Origin of the sequence: Erwinia sp. BNK-24-b (assembly GCF_047456155.1) — a bacterium.
Lineage (GTDB): Bacteria > Pseudomonadota > Gammaproteobacteria > Enterobacterales > Enterobacteriaceae > Erwinia > Erwinia phyllosphaerae.
Window position 1 is genome coordinate 1,203,237 of record NZ_CP179901.1, and the last position, 16,152, is coordinate 1,219,388.

A 16,152-nucleotide genomic window follows, 5' to 3' on the forward strand; every position below is an offset into this window, starting at 1 on the left:
AAGGGAATAATATGATGAAAGACAAGACACTTGCAGGAAAAACGCTTCTCGCCGCACTGATTACCGCCGCAATGTCTTTACCGGCAACGGCGGTGGATTTTCACGGCTATGCCCGTTCCGGTATCGGCTGGACCGGCAGCGGCGGCGAACAGCAATGCTTTAAGGCCACCGGCGCGCAAACCAAATATCGACTGGGCAACGAATGCGAAACCTACGCGGAATTAAAACTGGGCCAGGAGGCATGGAAGGAGGGCAATAAAAGCTTCTATTTCGACACTACACTGGCCTATGCCGTTTCTCAGCGCGCCGATTTTGAAGCGGTATCGCCGGGTTTTCGCGAAGTGAACATCACGGGCGTCAATCTGATCGACGCGCTGCCCGGCTCGACGATTTGGGCCGGTAAGCGTTTCTATCAGCGCCACGATGTATTTATGACCGACTTCTTTTACTGGGATATTTCCGGGCCGGGAGCCGGGCTGGAAAATGTCGATCTGGGTTTTGGCAAGCTTTCACTGGCGGTCACCCGCAACAGCGAGTCGGGCGGTTCGCAGGGTTATATTGATTCTCAGCAGGATGAGCGTCCAACCGTCAATGATGTTTTCGACGTGCGCCTTGCTGGCCTGCAAACCAATTCCGGCGGCAGCGTAGAGCTGGGGTTCGATTATGGCCGCGCCAACGTGCAGGAGGGCTACCGACTGGCGGACGATGCCAGTCGGGCAGGCTGGATGCTAACGGCCATCCATACGCAGGATTTAGCGGGAGGAAACAATAAGTTTGTGGCGCAGTATGCGACGGATTCAATGACCTCGCTGGGAAACGGTCGCAACGAAGGCGCATCGGTTGATAACAATGGGCGGATGATCCGCGTGCTCAACCACGGTTCGATTGATTTCAACAATCGGTGGGGAATGATGTATGTGGCGATGTACCAGAATATCGATCGTGACAATAACAACGGCACCGAATGGTACAGCGCGGGTATAAGTCCAATGTATAAGTGGACGCCGATTATGAGCACCGTGCTGGAAGCCGGTTACGATAACGTCAAATCGCAGCGTACCCGCGAGCGCAACAGCCAGTATAAAGTGACGCTGGCGCAGCAGTGGCAGGCGGGTGACAGCGTCTGGTCGCGTCCGGCGCTGCGTTTGTTTGCTAGCTGGGCTAAATGGCATGAAAAATGGGGCTATGCCACGGCAAGCGACGACGGCTTCAGTTCCGGCACGGCTTACAGCGATACCGGCCTGCATACGTTCAGCCGCGGAAACAGCGATGAGGTCAGCTTTGGCGCGCAGATGGAAGTGATGTGGTAAACCGGTGACTAAAACAGGCGCGCAAGCTTGTCGACCGCGCTAATAATCTCCGCTCGCTGCAGGGCGGAGAATCCCAGCAGCCAGCCTTCCTGGCGCGCCGTTCCCTGATATAACGGCGACAGCCGCGGCAGCAGCAAACCCGTCTGCAAAGCCTGGCGCGTTAATCTCTCTTCTCCGCCATCCGGCAGCGTAACCGTTAACTGTAAACCGTGCTGGTGGCTCAGCGGCTTGAGCTTATCGTCCAGCCTCGCTGAAAGCTGCGTCAGAAGCAGATCGCGGCGGCTGGCATACAGCTTACGCATCAGCCGTAAATGCGCCTGAAAGTGACCGTTATTGATAAAATCTGCCGTCACTGCCTGTAGAAGCTGTGCGCTATGCCCGTCCATGACGCTGCGCAGGCGGCAAAAAGGACTGACCAGGGCGGAAGGGACAACCAGATAAGCCAGCCGCAGGGAAGGGAACAGCGTTTTGGAAAACGTGCCCAGATAGAGCACGCGTCCGGCGCTATCCAGCCCTTGCATGGCGGGCGCAGGCTGGCTGTCGTAATAAAATTCGCTGTCGTAGTCATCTTCAATCAGCCAGGCATTTTGCGTACGGGCGAAATGCAGCCATTGCAGACGACGCGCCAGGCTCATCGCCACGCCCGTTGGATACTGATGGGAAGGCGTCAGGTAGACCAGTTTGGCCGCTGGCCGCTCGGGAATTCTGGCACCCTGATCGTCCAGCGCCACCGTACTGACTGCGGCACCCGCGCTGACAAAAGCATGATGAGCGCCACTATAGCCCGGCTCTTCCAGCCAGATCTGCTCGCCCGGATCGCACAGCAGCATTGCCAGCATCTGTAACGCCTGCTGAGAACTGGTCAGAATGATGACCTGCTCCGCTTCACAGCGCACGCCGCGCGACAGGTGGAGATAACGGGCCACCGCCTGACGCAGTTCCGGCAACCCTTGCGGGCTACCATAGCCCATCATTTTTTCCGGCTCGTGGCGCAAACGCTGTACGGTCAGCCGTCGCCAGATATCGTGAGGAAAAGCACGCAGATCCGGCGAACCGGCGGCGAAAGCCTGAGGGAAAAGAGGATCGCTACAGCCGCCGGTCGCTACAATGCGCGCTCCCCGTGCGGAAAACGCGGGTTTTTCTGTCCGGCCTGGTTTTCTGACGCGCTGCATCTCTGGCAGCCCAACGGCAACAAAAGTCCCTTTACCGGTTTGACGAAACAGATAGCCTTCGCTTTCCAGCTGCGCATAGGCTGCTTCTACCGTTACTCTCGACAATGACAAATCGCCAGCCAGCAGGCGCGAGGAGGGAAGTCGTTCGCCCTGCGGCAGCGTGCCGCTGGTGATGAGCTGGCGCAGAGCGGCGCACAGTTTTTCCCGTAGCGTTCTGCCGTGCTGCGAAGCAAATATCTGAATAAAAGAAGCGCGGGCCAGCGGCATAATGGTCTTACTCTTCGGTTAAAATGGGTCTTATTATTAAGACCCATTGACCTTATCATTGCGGGGACATTAAGCAAAGGAGCTACCCCGATGACCTTTTCCGCTGTTTTACAATTTCCACCGCCGTCAGCCGTGCAAAGTGAAGCCTGGCTACGCGAGAAGCTGGCTTACTATACCGACGCGTGGGATTTAGCGCAGGATCTTGCTAACGCCATTACCGCTATCGTTGTTATCGATACCCGTTCAACGGAACATTACCTGGCCGGCCATATTCCCGGCGCGGCAAGCTTTCCGCACGCCACTATGACGGCTGAAACGCTGGCAGCGCTGGATAAAAGTAAGGTTTACATCACCTATTGTGACGGCATCGGCTGTAACGGTTCGACCAAAGGCGCATGGAAGCTGGCGGCGGCAGGATTTCGCGTTAAGGAGCTTATCGGCGGCCTGGATTTCTGGCTGCGCGACCGTCATCCGATCGCGCAGGGAACCGCTAAAGGCGAGTGGCCGCCGCAAAGCTTACAGGCGTGCGGCTGCTGAACTCAGAGGAAAACCCACAGCAGGAAAATAACCAGCAGTAGCGCCGTAAAAGCGGTGACGGCTGGTCGGCTAACCAGCGGCTGTAGCGCCGTTGGCAGATAGCTGATGGGCGCGACGATGGGTTGAGGATTGATTTCGCTGTCGGCCAGCGGCAGCTCTTTCAGACGCTCGGCGCGGCGTGAGAACAGCAGATTCATCAAATCCTGCGCCTGTGCCGCGGTCAGTACGGCCTGCGGCGGCAGCTGGAACCGCTGCTGGCTGGCATCTTCCAGCATGCGTTGCTCAGCATGATCGGATGGCACCTTTAGCGTGGCAAGCAGTGAATGCAGCGTGGGCGCAGGCTGCTGGCTGAGCGTCTGGCTAACCTGTAAATATTGCGTCAGCAGCGGGAACAGGCGGGAAGGAATCGGGTCACCGCTGTGCAGATTGACCACTTTCAGCGCCGACGTCCACAGCTTGACCGGCTGCTCGCCAGTAACGGCAGCCAGGCGCGCCACCTGCTGATTAAGCGCATGGTGTTCTGCGGGCAGCAGCGAACGGTCGGTAACGCGATTCTGCTGCGGCTGCGGGATCGCCATCTGTCCGTTTTGTAACATCGTCAACACCTGACGCAGCTGGTCGGTATTCAGCGAGCTGAGCACGGTATGGCCAAACTGCTGGCGAATAAAGTCGCTGACCGCCTGACGATTATTACCCTGAGGCAGCAGATCGCTCAGCTGTTGAAACAGCTGACGGGTCGCATGCGTATTCTGCACCTGGGAAAGACGCGTATTCAGAAACTGCTCGGCCGCCGGGAAATGGCGCGACAGCAGTCCCGCGTCATTTTTCACGCCGACCTCATGCCGCAGGCCAGCCCACAGCTCCGGGGATTTCAACGAGCTGAGGGACATGATTTTGACAATCAGCCTTTCCAGCGTGGTGCGCTGAGCGGGCGTCAGCGGCTGGTCTCCCGGGCCGGTTCGGCTGGTATCGGGTCGGTTTTCGACCGTCGTACGTTCGCCAGGTAATGGCGCACCGGGGCCACTAAGAGGTTGCATGGCAAAATCCTTAACTCAAAATTATCCGGGGCGCACCGGAAAAAGGGGATTGGCTATGATAACAATCCCGCTTTGCGATAGGTAGTGGCGAGGGGCCGCAGAGCCGATTATTTTTCAGCAATTTTCTGGCGTCCGGCCGTTTTTTTCAGGCGTAAAGGCGTACGCAGCCGCTGAGCCAGAATCACGCCGCACAGAGTAATGCCGCCGCCGATAAAATGGTAGCTGTGCAGCTTTTCATGCAGAAACAGTACGGCGATAACGGCGGTAAAAACGGGCGTCAGATTCATAAAGATCGATGCGGTGCTGGCACCCATCCGCATCACGCCCTGGATCCACAAAAAAGGCGCGATAATTGAAGCCGGAATAGCGGCAAACAGCACCAGCGGCAGGTTATGCGCGTTTAGCGAAACGTCTTTTGCCAGCAGGAAACCGGGCAGCAATAGCAGGACGCCAAACACAATCTGCACGTAAAGACTTTGCCAGTTCGGCAGTGGAATTGCCCAGCGGCGGGTCAGCACGCCATACAGCGCATAAGAAGTGGAGGCGGCAAACAGCATTAGTTCGCCAGTACCCATGCCCTGCGTTAACAGCTGCGCAGGATTGCCCTGGCTAATCAGCCACACCAGACCGCTGAACGACAGCACGCTGCCGATCAGAATGCCTACCGTCGGCGCAACTTTTAACAGCACAATACTGATTAGCACGGTCAGTAGCGGGATCAGTGAAACCAGAATACCCATCGACAGCGCGCTCACGCTGTGCGCGGCGTAGTAGGCCAGGCTCTGATAAAGCACCATGCCAAGCAGGCCGAGCGTCAATAATTGCCAGGGATGTGGCCCGATCGGACGCCGATTACGCCACACGGCAGGCAGTACAAAAGGCGTCAGTGCAAGCAGCGCAATTAACCAGCGATAGAAAGAGATAGCGGCCGGATCGATAGCGCCAGCGGAAATTTTGCTGACGATAGCGTTGAACGACCAGATCAACACCGCCATCAGCGGATAAAGGAAATTCATTCTTATGCTCAAATCAATAAACAGGCAGAAGAGTGTACCTTTGTCCTGCTACAAATTAACAACGATTATCACATTACTGCCACAGTCACCGCAGCATCACGCCGCCATTTTTCTGCATCCAGCCCGTTCGGTGAAAAAAAGTTGCCAGTTCATTCCCAATTGTCGTTTGTGTATTTTTTGTTACGTCAAGATACTCATGCTGATGAGACAGGAAATTAATGCTGCATATCAGCAACATAAGAAAAGGCTATGACTCACCAACCTGAAAGCTTTTACTCCTTTTTCGGTAAAGTACAGAATTAATTCAGGAAATGACAGTTGTGTGACAGCGCAACGAAGAAAGGGAATTTGCACAGGAGAAAAGCACTAACGCCACTAACTCTATGCTATGCAGGAATAACTATGAACCCACCTAAACTGCACTCCGCGCTTGGCGACGGATTATCCAGTCGTCAGGTCACGATGATTTCAATTGCCGGTATTATTGGCGCTGGTCTGTTTATCGGTTCTGCCAGCGCGATTGCTACTGCCGGCCCGGCCATATTAATTTCTTATGCTTTGACCGGTTTTCTGGTTTTACTGGTTATGCGAATGTTAGGCGAAATGGCGGTAATACAGCCAGATTCGGGTTCTTTTTCCACCTACGCCGCCCGAGCGCTCGGCCCCTGGGCTGGCTTCACTATCGGCTGGCTGTACTGGTGGTTCTGGGTACTGATTGTGCCGGTCGAGGCGATAGCCGGAGCCAATATCCTTCACTCCGCTTTGCCTGCCGTTCCCGCCTGGGTTTATACGCTTTCCATCATGACTCTGCTGACCATCACCAACCTCTTCAATGTGAAAAACTTCGGTGAATTTGAATTCTGGTTTTCCATTATCAAAGTGGTGGCAATTATCGCTTTTATCATCGTCGGCATTGTGGCGGTAAGCGGCTACTGGCCTTTGGCAAAAGTAAGCGGCGTGTCGCGCTTATGGGATCATGGTGGCTTTATGCCGCACGGTAGCGGCGCAATCCTTTCCGGCGTGCTGATTACCATCTTCTCTTTCTTCGGCGCGGAAATTGTGACCATTGCCGCCGCCGAGTCAAAAAATCCGGGCGAGCAAATCCGCCGCTCAACCAACCTGGTGGTATACCGTATTGCCTTGTTCTATCTGCTGTCGATTTTTCTGGTGGTCTCGCTGGTAGGCTGGAACGATCCACAACTGAAAGAACAGGGAAGTTTTCAATACGTGCTGAACGTGCTCAATCTGCCGGGCGCAAATATTTTGGTCAGCACCGTAGTGTTTATCGCCGTTTGTAGCTGCATGAACTCCGGGCTTTATACGGCTTCAAGAATGTTTTATTCGCTGGCACAGCGTGGCGACGCGCCAAAAGCCGGCACCCGCGTTTCCGCAGGCGGCGTCCCGCGCGTGGCCGTGCTTTCTTCCACGCTGGCCGGTTTTGCTGGCTGCTTCGCAAACTATGCTTTCCCCGGTAAGGTTTTTGATTTTCTGCTTTCCACAACGGGCGCCATTGCGCTGCTGGTTTATCTGGTCATTGCCGTTTCCCAGCTGATTATGCGGCGGAAACTGGAGCGCAGCGGCCAGACGCCAGAATTTAAGATGTGGCTGTTCCCGTGGCTGACGCTGTTTACTATTGCCATCATCCTGATGGTGCTGGGCTATATGTTTATCTCACCCGACTACCGTTATGAAACGTTGATGACGCTGGCCGTGGCGGTGATTATGCTGATGCTGAGCTTCTACGTAACGCGTAAGCGAGCGGTGCAGAAAGTGACCGTCAGCAGCAAGATGCAGCCTCAGCGCCGCGCCGTTCAGGCAACTAAATAAAGGTGAGCTGATGACAAGGGCTGTCCGTGTTTCGGGCGGCCCTTGCTGCCTTACAGCATACCTGTAGCACCCTTAACAGTGACTCAATTGCTCAGCCCTTGATGCCGGTTCACCAGTAACCTGCTGGGCCAAAAGTAAAAGCCGCTCCTGCCGCCTGACCCCCATGCCACAGCCCCTTACGCAGGTAATAGCAAAATCCAACCCTGCTGCCGATATGTCTGTCCAACAGCACCCGCTTAATGAAAAACACTATCTATAGCCCGTTTCAATTGCCCGATTAATTTATATAATTGCGTCGCGCGATGTTAAAGATCGATACAGGAGTATCGAGCTGGGGAATAAGTAGAAATGAAAGCCAAAATAATCGCGAATATCTCTGGTTTAATTTCGGTATGGAAAACTATTTCTCCAGTTTAAATAATGGATGTTAGTAGAATGAAAGTTTTTATTATTAATTTGAAGCGCTCGGTATTGCGTAGGGAAAGTATTGAAAGAGAATGTGCTAAATATAATCTGGATTATGAATTTATTGATGCTATAGATGGGCGGCTGTTAACCTCTGCTGAAATACAGCAACATACGCGTAAACTTAATTATGCTTATAAACCTGGCGAAATCGGCTGCTCGCTTAGCCATATCAAGGTTTACCGCCTTATGTGCGCGCAAAAGATTAACACCGCACTGATTCTGGAAGACGACGCAAAGCTGATGCCGGATATAACGACCGTGCTGAACGCGCTCAATAAGGCCGAATACAGCAAAAAACCGACCATCACGCTTTTGACCAAAACGTTTCAATATCAGGATAAATACCTTTTTCATCTCGACCAGACCCACCGGGTTTATCCCGTTATTGAGGCCTGCATGTCGCATGGCTATGTTATTAACCAGGCCGCCGCGCAAAAGGTATTGGCAGCTTTTTATCCCGTATGGATGGTTGCAGACCGCTGGAGCCTTTTTAAAGAATATGCTGACTGTGATATCAATGCTGTTATTCCCCCGGTCATTGTCCATTCTGACCTTGCCAGCGCATCGACAATAAAGATGCCAGCAGATGAGGAAGATCATCAGTCCAAAAAGAAACAAATCTGGAAGGAGCTGCGCAAAAAGCGCCCGCTATCGGTCAGGTTAAAAAGAATGGTATGGCTGATGGGTAAGCGGAATTTTATAAAAATTGTTAAGTGCTAAATCTTTCAACGGCGCCAGTGGCGCCGCTCCGGCAACAACGCTTACGGCGGCTTTAATATTGCGACCAGTCCGGCTCCGGCAACAACGCTTACGGCGGCTTTAATATTGCGGCCAGTCCGGCTCCGGCAACACCATTCGCCGCGACTCCTTTTGCCGCACGCTCAGGAGAAAATGCGTAGCGCCTGGCCAGTATGGTAGAGCGTAAAGCCATTTTCAAAGGCAGCGGAACGCAAAGTGGAGTGGGTCACCGGCTTATACTGCTGTAGCGGCAGAGGCAGCAGCGATTGCTCACCCGTGGTCAGATAGTGCGCAAATCCTTTTCCTACGGCGGTGCCTGTCGTGACGCCGCGTCCGTTATAGCCCGTCACGGCCAGCATGCCGGGCAGTGGCTCAAAAATACGAAAGGTATGATTTGGCGTAAAGCCTATCGTGCCCGTCCAGAAGCATTCCCACTTTACATTACGCAGAAAAGGAAAATAAAACTTCAGCTGGCTGTTTACCCAGCCGCGAATATAGGCCGCCGGTTTTCCCTGCGCCGACCCCATACTGCCAAACAGCAAACGATTGTGTGCATCGCGACGAATACTGCTGAGAACCGTTTTGGTATCCCAGGAACCCTGACGCTCAGGGAAAATAGCCTGCGCATCGGCACACTCCAGCGGCGCAGAAGCGACCTGAAAATACCAGGCTTTAAAGAAGTTCTGCTTCACCGTATACCAGTCTGCCTCGGTATAGGCATTGGTGGCCAACACTACGCGCGACGCTTTAACTTCGCCTTCTGCCGTGGTGATAGTCCACTGCGTGCCGCTCCGGCTGACGCCTTTCACCGCGCTCTGTTCATAAATTGCCGCGCCGTTGATTTTGGCCGCTCGCGCCAGGCCTCGCGTGTAGGCTGTCGGGTTTAGCGTACCGGCGCGCTTATCCAGTAGGGCCGCCGGAACGTTGCTGCTGCCGACCAGCTGCTGTGCCTGCGTCTGGCTAAGCATTTCGACAGGTGCGCCACGACTGCTGAGCTGTTCATAACGACGCGCCAAATCCTTCATGCCGTTGTCGTTGTGTGCCAGATGCAGCGTGCCGCTACGGGTAGCGTCACACGCAATGCCATACTTATCGACCAGCGAAAACACCAGCGCGGGCGCTTCGCCCATCATGCGCGTCACGCGTTCGCCGTTCTCATTGCCCAGGACCTTTAAAATATCGTTCGGCGGGATCCAGGCACCCGCATTGACCAGGCCGACGTTACGTCCCGAACCGCCGCTGGCGACGCTGCCAGATTCCAGTACGGTCACCGAAATATTATTTTCGGCAAGATGTAGCGCGGTCGAAAGACCGGTAATGCCGCCGCCAATAATAACGACGTCGCTTTCTACCGTTGACTGCAAACAGGGGAAAGAAAGGGGAAGTTCAGACGAGGTGTTTTCCCATAAACATTTCTGCTCCATACTGACTCCGGGCAATAGACTGCAATGATTGACAGAATTTTTATCGTGAAGCCGGGAAAAAAGAGCCGCTGATAAAGTCAGCGGCTACAGCCAAACTAATTGAATTTAATACCCTGAGCCAGCGGTAATTCGCGCGAATAGTTAACGGTATTGGTCTGGCGACGCATATAGCTTTTCCAGACGTCCGAACCCGATTCGCGACCGCCGCCGGTTTCTTTCTCACCGCCGAAAGCACCGCCAATTTCCGCGCCGCTTGGGCCAATATTAATATTCGCGATGCCGCAGTCGCTGCCGGTAGCGGAAATAAAGGTTTCGGCTTCGCGGATATCGGTCGTGAAGATACAGGAGGAAAGCCCTTGCGGCACATCGTTATTTAAGGCAATGGCTTCATCCAGCGTATCGTAAGGGAGTACGTAAAGAACCGGCGCAAAAGTCTCTTTGCGGACAAATTCCGTCTGTGCCTCCAGCTCGACAATTGCCGGAGAAACGTAATAGCCCTGCGAATATTTATTATCCAGCACGCGCTCGCCGCCAAATGTTTTCGCACCGTGGGTTTTAGCCAGGGCCAGCACGTTTTGCATTGCCTTAAAGGCTTGTTCATCAATCAGCGGCCCAATTAATGAACCCTTGAGCGGATTGCCGATGCTGATATTGCTATAAGACTGCTTCAGGCGCTGCACAAGGTCGTCTTTTATTGAGCGGTGCACAATCAGGCGACGCAATGAGGTACAGCGCTGGCCCGCCGTGCCGACAGCCGAAAACAATATAGCGCGCAGTGCCATATCCAGATCGGCAGCAGGCGTAACCACCATCGCGTTATTACCGCCCAGCTCCAGAATGCTTCGGCCAAAGCGTGCCGCAACCGCTGGCCCAATATCGTGGCCCATTCGCGTGCTGCCGGTGGCGCTGATTAGCGGAATTCGCGCATCGCTGGTTAACACTTCACCTGCTTCCCGCTCGCCTAAAATTACCTGGCTTAATCCTTCCGGTGCATCGTCGCCAAATTGCGCGATAGCTTTGTTCAGCAGTGCCTGGGTAGCCAGTGCGCACAGCGGCGTTTTCTCTGACGGCTTCCATAAAAGACTGTTGCCGCAAACCAGTGCCAGCGCCGCATTCCAGGCCCAGGGCGCGGTGGGGAAATTAAAGGCGGTGATAATGCCGATAACGCCCAGCGGATGCCAGGTTTCGCGCATGTGGTGGCCGGGGCGCTCCGAGGCGATAGTCAGGCCGTAAAGCTGACGTGACTGACCCACGGCCAGATCGCAAATATCAATCATCTCCTGCACTTCGCCCAGGCCTTCCTGCAGGATCTTGCCGCATTCCCAGGTAATTAACGCGCCCAGTTCTTCTTTGTGCTGGCGCAGCTGTTCAGCAAACAAACGTACCAGTTCGCCACGGCGCGGAGCCGGAATTTTGCGCCATTGAATAAAGGCGGAGTGGGCAAGCTCAATGCGTTGGGCTACTTCCTCTTTATTTTGCAAAGTAATTCGTCCAATTACGCTGCCATCAATTGGCGACGTAACGGGATAATTTCCTGCAAGATAATCATTTTCAGCGACGCCCATTCGCAGCATTAGCTCTTTAATCATTCCATCACCTGTTATTTATTGACAAAAAAATTGCGTAATTCAGTATTGATGGGAGTGACAGATGGAAACAAACGACATTTTTTATTCAATTCATTCCGGAAAGTTGTGACCTCATATGAATCGCCGATACATGCCCTCATTGATCTCTATGCAGTGTTTTGAAGCGGCCGCCAGGCATTTAAGTTTTACCAAAGCGGCGGAAGAACTGAATATCACCCAGAGCGCGGTCAGCAAGCAGGTTGGCCAGCTGGAAGCTATTCTTGCCACGGCGCTTTTCCAGCGCGTGCGCAAGCGCCTTCAGCTGACGCCAGAAGGATCGGTTTACCTGACAGAAGTGCGTAAGGTATTGACCCAGGTAGAAATGTCGACGCGCTACATGCTTTCCTACGGTAGCCGCAATGAAGTACTGAACGTCAATACGCTGCCGACTTTTGGCGTGCGCTGGCTGATGCCGCGCCTGAACGGCTTTCGCTTTAAGCACGCCAATCTTTATTTAAATATTTCGAGCCGCATCGATCTTTTTGACTTTGATAAAGAAAACATCGATATCGCTTTTTATTATGGTCGCGGCAACTGGCCCAGGGCGCACTGTACAAAATTGCTGGATGAAGTTGTGGTGCCGGTCTGTTCGCCCGACATCCTTCCCGCCGTGCCTTTGACCTCGCCGCTTGAGCTGACCCGGATGGTTCTGCTGCAAAGTTCTACGCGGCCTGAAGCCTGGCACGACTGGTATGAACAGCAGGGGTTTCATACGGAACACAGCTATCACGGCCCGCGCTTTGAGACGTTTATGCTGTCTATTCAGGCCGCGCGGATTGGCTGCGGCGTGGCGCTGGTGCCGCGTATGTTTGTCGAAGAAGAGCTGGCGGAGGGGAAACTGGTTATTCCCTGGCACTATGCGATGACGGACAGCCACAACGCTTACTATATTGCCGTGCCTGAGCACGCACACCAGGCACCCAAGGTGACCGCTTTTATGGCGTGGATCCAGGAAAAAGCGCCGTCGCTGAACGTGGCACCCTGAGCGATACCGGAAAAAAAGGAATGGATACCGCCTTTTTTTTCGTTTGAAGCAGCAGGGCAACTTTGTTTTTATCTTCCTTATCTTTTCCCCAGCAGGAATAAATAATGGAGCTGCCCTTCGTTAGCCAGTCAATAAATATTGTTCATCCCGTCTGTATTGAGCGTGGCGAAAATGCCGAGGTCTGGGATATTGCCGGTCGCCGCTATATCGATTTTATTGGCGGTATCGGCGTACTCAATTTAGGTCACTGCCATCCTGAAGTGGTTGAACAGGCTGCCGGGCAAATTCGCGCCTTAATGCATTCGGCATTTAATGCCGTGCCGCATAATAAATATTTGCAGCTAACCGAGGCGCTCAACGATTTTATTCCCCTGCACTACGATAAAGCTTTTATGCTGACCAACAGCGGTACGGAAGCGACGGAAAATGCCCTTAAAATCGCGCGAGCCTGCACGGGTCGCCAGGCCGTTATCGCGTTCGATGATGCTTTTCATGGCCGCACCCTCGCGGCGCTGGCGCTTAACGGCAAGGTTAAGCCTTATAAAAACCGCATCGGCACGCTGCCGGGAACGGTATTTCATGCGCCTTTTCCCGGCAAAGATTCTGGCGTGTCGGCTGAAGAAGCCAAAGCGGCTATCTTGCGTCTGTTCGACGTTGAGGTCGACATTGAAGACGTTGCCGCGATTATTGTCGAACCCGTGCAGGGCGAAGGCGGTTTTCGCTGTCTGGATGCTGCTTTTGCCAGCTGGCTGCGCAGGCTGTGTAACGAATCCGGCATCGTGCTGATTATGGATGAGATCCAGTCGGGCTTTGGCCGCACCGGCAGAAAGTTTGCCTTCGAGGCGTTGGGCACGGAGCCGGATCTGCTGCTGATGGGAAAAAGCATGGCAAACGGCCTGCCGCTGGCGGCGATTGCCGGACGAAAAGAGATTATGGACGCCTTACCGCGTGGCGGTCTGGGTGGGACTTATTCCGGCAACGTTGTCGCCTGCGCCGCCAGCCTGGCCGTGATTAAAACGATGACCGATGCACGCCTGGCTGAATGGGGCTGTGCAATGGATAAGGCGATTGTCGAAGCCCACCAGCGCTGGCACGGCAGCGACTTACCGATGGTTGGTGAACTGACCGGTACGGGCGCAATGCGCGGCATCGTCTTTAAGGATACGGCAAATGCTTGTGGAGCCGACCACCTTAGCGCACTGCTCGTCAGCGCACGTGAGGCAGGCGTGCTGCTTATGCCAAGCGGCCGACATCGCAATATCCTGCGGCTGTTAGCACCGCTGACCACGCCGCCAGCTATTCTTAAAGAAGGGTTGTTACTTATCGAACAGGCTCTTTTTACCCTGCGCGCGTAAACCATCATCATAAGGCCAGATTATGACCCAGCTTGTTTCGCCCGATCTTATTCGCGACAAATTCTCTAAGGCGATGTCGCTGATGTATCAACAGGAAGTTCCCCAGTACCGCACGCTGTTGCACATTGTGAAAGAAGTGAACGAGCGCTACCTCCTTGCGCATCCACAGACTTTTGCCACGCTGGACAAGGAGCAGGAGCTAAACCGGCTGGACGTAGAGCGTCACGGCGCTATCCGGCTGGGTACGGCGGAAGAACTGGCAACGATGCGCAGGCTGTTTGCCGTGATGGGGATGCTGCCGGTGAGCTATTACGATCTTTCTGCGGCGGGCGTTCCGGTACACGCGACCGCTTTCCGCGCCGTTGAGGAAAGCTCGCTGCAATACAATCCATTCCGCGTTTTCACTTCGCTGCTGCGGCTGGATTTGATCGAGGATGCGAAGCTCAGGGAGCAGGTAGAACAGATCCTCGCCAGACGGGCTATTTTTACGCCTCGCGCGCTGGAGCTGATGGCAACAAATGATAAGCAGCAAGGTTTGACGGCGGATCAGGCGGAAGAGTTTGTTGCCGAAGCGCTGAAAACCTTTCAGTGGCACAGCGAAGCGCAGGTCGATGTTGCTACCTATCAGTCGCTGCTGGAGCAGCACCGCCTGATTGCCGACGTCGTCTCTTTTAAAGGGCCGCATATTAACCATCTGACGCCACGCACGCTGGATATCGACAGCGTGCAGCAGCGGATGCCGGATTACCAAATCGTACCGAAAGAGAATATTGAAGGGCCGCCGCGACGTCGGGTGCCGATCCTGCTGCGCCAGACCAGTTTTAAGGCGTTAAGTGAAAAGATTGTGTTTACCGACAGCATCGAAGGCAGGCATACCGCGCGGTTTGGCGAAATCGAACAGCGCGGTCTGGCGCTGACGCCGCAGGGCCGCGCGCTGTATGACCAGCTTTTACAGCACCCCGCCGAGGGTGACAGCGATGCCGCCGCGCGCTTTGCCGCTTTCCCGGACGATGAAGAAACGCTGCGTCAGCAAAAGCTGGGCTATTTTCGCTACCGGCTGGTGGCTGAACGGCTGCCTGTTGAAACAGCGTCGCGCGAACATCTCAACACTTTACTACAGCAAGGCATTATCGAGGCCAGGCCAATTATTTATGAGGATTTTTTACCGGTCAGCGCGGCGGGGATTTTCCAGTCGAACCTGGGCAGTGAAAGGGGCGCGGTAAGCAAAGGTAATCCTAATAAGGCCGCTTTTGAGCAGGCGCTGGGCCGTCAGGTTATCGACGAGTTTTCGCTGTATCAGCAGCTGGAAGATAACTCGCTGGCGGAGATTTTCGACGGGCGCTAATGCTTTTTGACTCAGGCCATAACTTAAGCCTAAAGTTAGCAGCATAAAATTCAGGCAGAATAGCGGGCGTTAGCCGATCATTAAGGAAATTCACGATGAAAACCAGACTGGTTGTTTTGCTGTTAACGTTATTTATTGGCTCAGGCAGCGCCTTCTCCGCGACGGAACAGGAGGTCGACCAACGGCTCGACGTTCTTTTCGGTTCGCATCAGGACTACCACGATTTTTTCGACAATTTGCAGAGGGCGGTAGCATCACAAAACCAGGTGAAAGTGGCCGCAATGGTCTCTTATCCACTGAAGGTAGGATTACGCGGTAAGGAAAAAACCTTCCGCAATCAGGATGCATTGCAAAAAAGCTATGACGCCGTGTTTACGCCAGCCTTGAGCCAGGTCATCGTTAACCAAAAATATGAAAATCTGTTTGCGCGGGATCAGGGCGTGATGGTCGGCGACAGCGGGCAGCTCTGGTTTGGCGAGGTGTGCCAGGATAAAGCCTGTAAGCAAAAGCAAATCATGATTACCCGTATAAACCAGTGAATTTCTGTCAGGCCAGATTGCTTTCATTTATGAGGCATCGATAAATATGTTATCAGGACTCAACCATTTAACGCTGGCGGTCAGCGATCTCAACACAAGCGTGGCGTTTTATCAGCGGCTGCTGCAAATGGATCTGCATGCCGTTTGGGAAAGCGGTGCTTATCTGAACTGCGGGCCGCTATGGTTATGTCTCTCTTACGATGCGATGCGGCAATATGTTGCACCCGAAAGCAGCGACTATACGCACTATGCTTTTACCATTGAACAGCAAAACTTCGCCGATTTTGTGATGCGTCTTCAGCAGGCCGGGGTGACAAGCTGGAAAGAAAACCGTAGCGAAGGCGAATCATTCTACTTTCTCGATCCCGACGGTCATAAGCTGGAAGTCCATGTCGGTGATTTACAGCAGCGGCTGGCGGCCTGCCGGAAAAATCCTTATCACAGGATGATTTTTAGCTAACTATTTTCTTCTCCCCGTTTTCCCGAATCCGGCAGAGCAGCCTT

Annotated in this window: 14 protein-coding genes; 9 read left to right on the forward strand and 5 right to left on the reverse strand. The window is 53.9% G+C overall.

What is annotated here, in order from left to right:
- The first annotated feature begins 11 nt into the window (after positions 1-11).
- A complete protein-coding gene (locus ACMGGR_RS05590; protein ID WP_414148353.1) occupies positions 12-1,310 on the forward strand; it encodes a maltoporin in 1,299 nt (432 codons plus the stop codon).
- 8 nt (positions 1,311-1,318) lie between these two features.
- On the opposite strand, the gene ACMGGR_RS05595 is transcribed toward ACMGGR_RS05590, so the two are convergent.
- Complete coding sequence (locus ACMGGR_RS05595; RefSeq protein WP_414148354.1) at positions 1,319-2,749, reverse strand: PLP-dependent aminotransferase family protein; 1,431 nt, start codon at positions 2,747-2,749, stop codon at positions 1,319-1,321.
- Between the two features lie 90 nt (positions 2,750-2,839).
- Here ACMGGR_RS05595 and ACMGGR_RS05600 point away from each other — a divergent pair, with 90 nt between their 5' ends.
- Positions 2,840-3,286, forward strand: coding sequence for a rhodanese-like domain-containing protein (locus ACMGGR_RS05600; RefSeq protein ID WP_414148355.1), 447 nt, complete (start codon positions 2,840-2,842; stop codon positions 3,284-3,286).
- Positions 3,287-3,288: 2 nt separating this feature from the next.
- Here the strand turns inward: ACMGGR_RS05600 and flk are convergent, their stop codons facing one another.
- Together flk and ACMGGR_RS05610 are read right to left on the reverse strand one after the other, a co-directional pair.
- Entirely contained in the window at positions 3,289-4,323 is a 1,035-nt protein-coding gene (gene flk, locus ACMGGR_RS05605) for a flagella biosynthesis regulator Flk (protein ID WP_414148356.1), read from the reverse strand.
- Positions 4,324-4,430: 107 nt separating this feature from the next.
- The gene (locus ACMGGR_RS05610) at positions 4,431-5,339 is read right to left on the reverse strand and encodes a DMT family transporter (protein ID WP_414148357.1); all 909 of its coding nucleotides are present in this window, start codon (positions 5,337-5,339) and stop codon (positions 4,431-4,433) included.
- Between the two features lie 402 nt (positions 5,340-5,741).
- Here ACMGGR_RS05610 and ACMGGR_RS05615 point away from each other — a divergent pair, with 402 nt between their 5' ends.
- Both ACMGGR_RS05615 and ACMGGR_RS05620 read left to right on the forward strand, forming a co-directional pair.
- Positions 5,742-7,166, forward strand: a complete 1,425-nt coding sequence (locus tag ACMGGR_RS05615) for an amino acid permease (RefSeq protein ID WP_414148358.1) — start codon at positions 5,742-5,744, stop codon at positions 7,164-7,166.
- A gap of 435 nt (positions 7,167-7,601) precedes the next feature.
- Positions 7,602-8,354, forward strand: a complete 753-nt coding sequence (locus ACMGGR_RS05620; protein ID WP_414148359.1) for a glycosyltransferase family 25 protein — start codon at positions 7,602-7,604, stop codon at positions 8,352-8,354.
- Positions 8,355-8,515: 161 nt separating this feature from the next.
- On the opposite strand, the gene ACMGGR_RS05625 is transcribed toward ACMGGR_RS05620, so the two are convergent.
- A complete protein-coding gene (locus ACMGGR_RS05625; protein WP_414148360.1) occupies positions 8,516-9,796 on the reverse strand; it encodes an NAD(P)/FAD-dependent oxidoreductase in 1,281 nt (426 codons plus the stop codon).
- Positions 9,797-9,891: 95 nt separating this feature from the next.
- Positions 9,892-11,385, reverse strand: coding sequence for an aldehyde dehydrogenase family protein (locus ACMGGR_RS05630; RefSeq protein ID WP_414148361.1), 1,494 nt, complete (start codon positions 11,383-11,385; stop codon positions 9,892-9,894).
- 130 nt (positions 11,386-11,515) lie between these two features.
- Here ACMGGR_RS05630 and gcvA point away from each other — a divergent pair, with 130 nt between their 5' ends.
- The 5 genes from gcvA to fos all read left to right on the forward strand — a co-directional run bounded on the left by gcvA (position 11,516) and on the right by fos (position 16,108).
- Positions 11,516-12,409, forward strand: coding sequence for a transcriptional regulator GcvA (gene gcvA / locus ACMGGR_RS05635; protein ID WP_414148362.1), 894 nt, complete (start codon positions 11,516-11,518; stop codon positions 12,407-12,409).
- A gap of 104 nt (positions 12,410-12,513) precedes the next feature.
- The gene (locus ACMGGR_RS05640) at positions 12,514-13,764 is read left to right on the forward strand and encodes an aspartate aminotransferase family protein (protein ID WP_414148363.1); all 1,251 of its coding nucleotides are present in this window, start codon (positions 12,514-12,516) and stop codon (positions 13,762-13,764) included.
- Positions 13,765-13,786: 22 nt separating this feature from the next.
- Positions 13,787-15,109 carry a VOC family protein gene (locus ACMGGR_RS05645; RefSeq protein WP_414148364.1) on the forward strand — a complete coding sequence of 441 codons (1,323 nt, stop codon included), beginning with the start codon at positions 13,787-13,789 and terminating at the stop codon, positions 15,107-15,109.
- A gap of 95 nt (positions 15,110-15,204) precedes the next feature.
- A complete protein-coding gene (locus ACMGGR_RS05650; RefSeq protein WP_246757998.1) occupies positions 15,205-15,648 on the forward strand; it encodes a hypothetical protein in 444 nt (147 codons plus the stop codon).
- 46 nt (positions 15,649-15,694) lie between these two features.
- The gene (fos, locus tag ACMGGR_RS05655) at positions 15,695-16,108 is read left to right on the forward strand and encodes a fosfomycin resistance glutathione transferase (RefSeq protein WP_246757997.1); all 414 of its coding nucleotides are present in this window, start codon (positions 15,695-15,697) and stop codon (positions 16,106-16,108) included.
- The last annotated feature ends 44 nt before the right edge of the window (positions 16,109-16,152 follow it).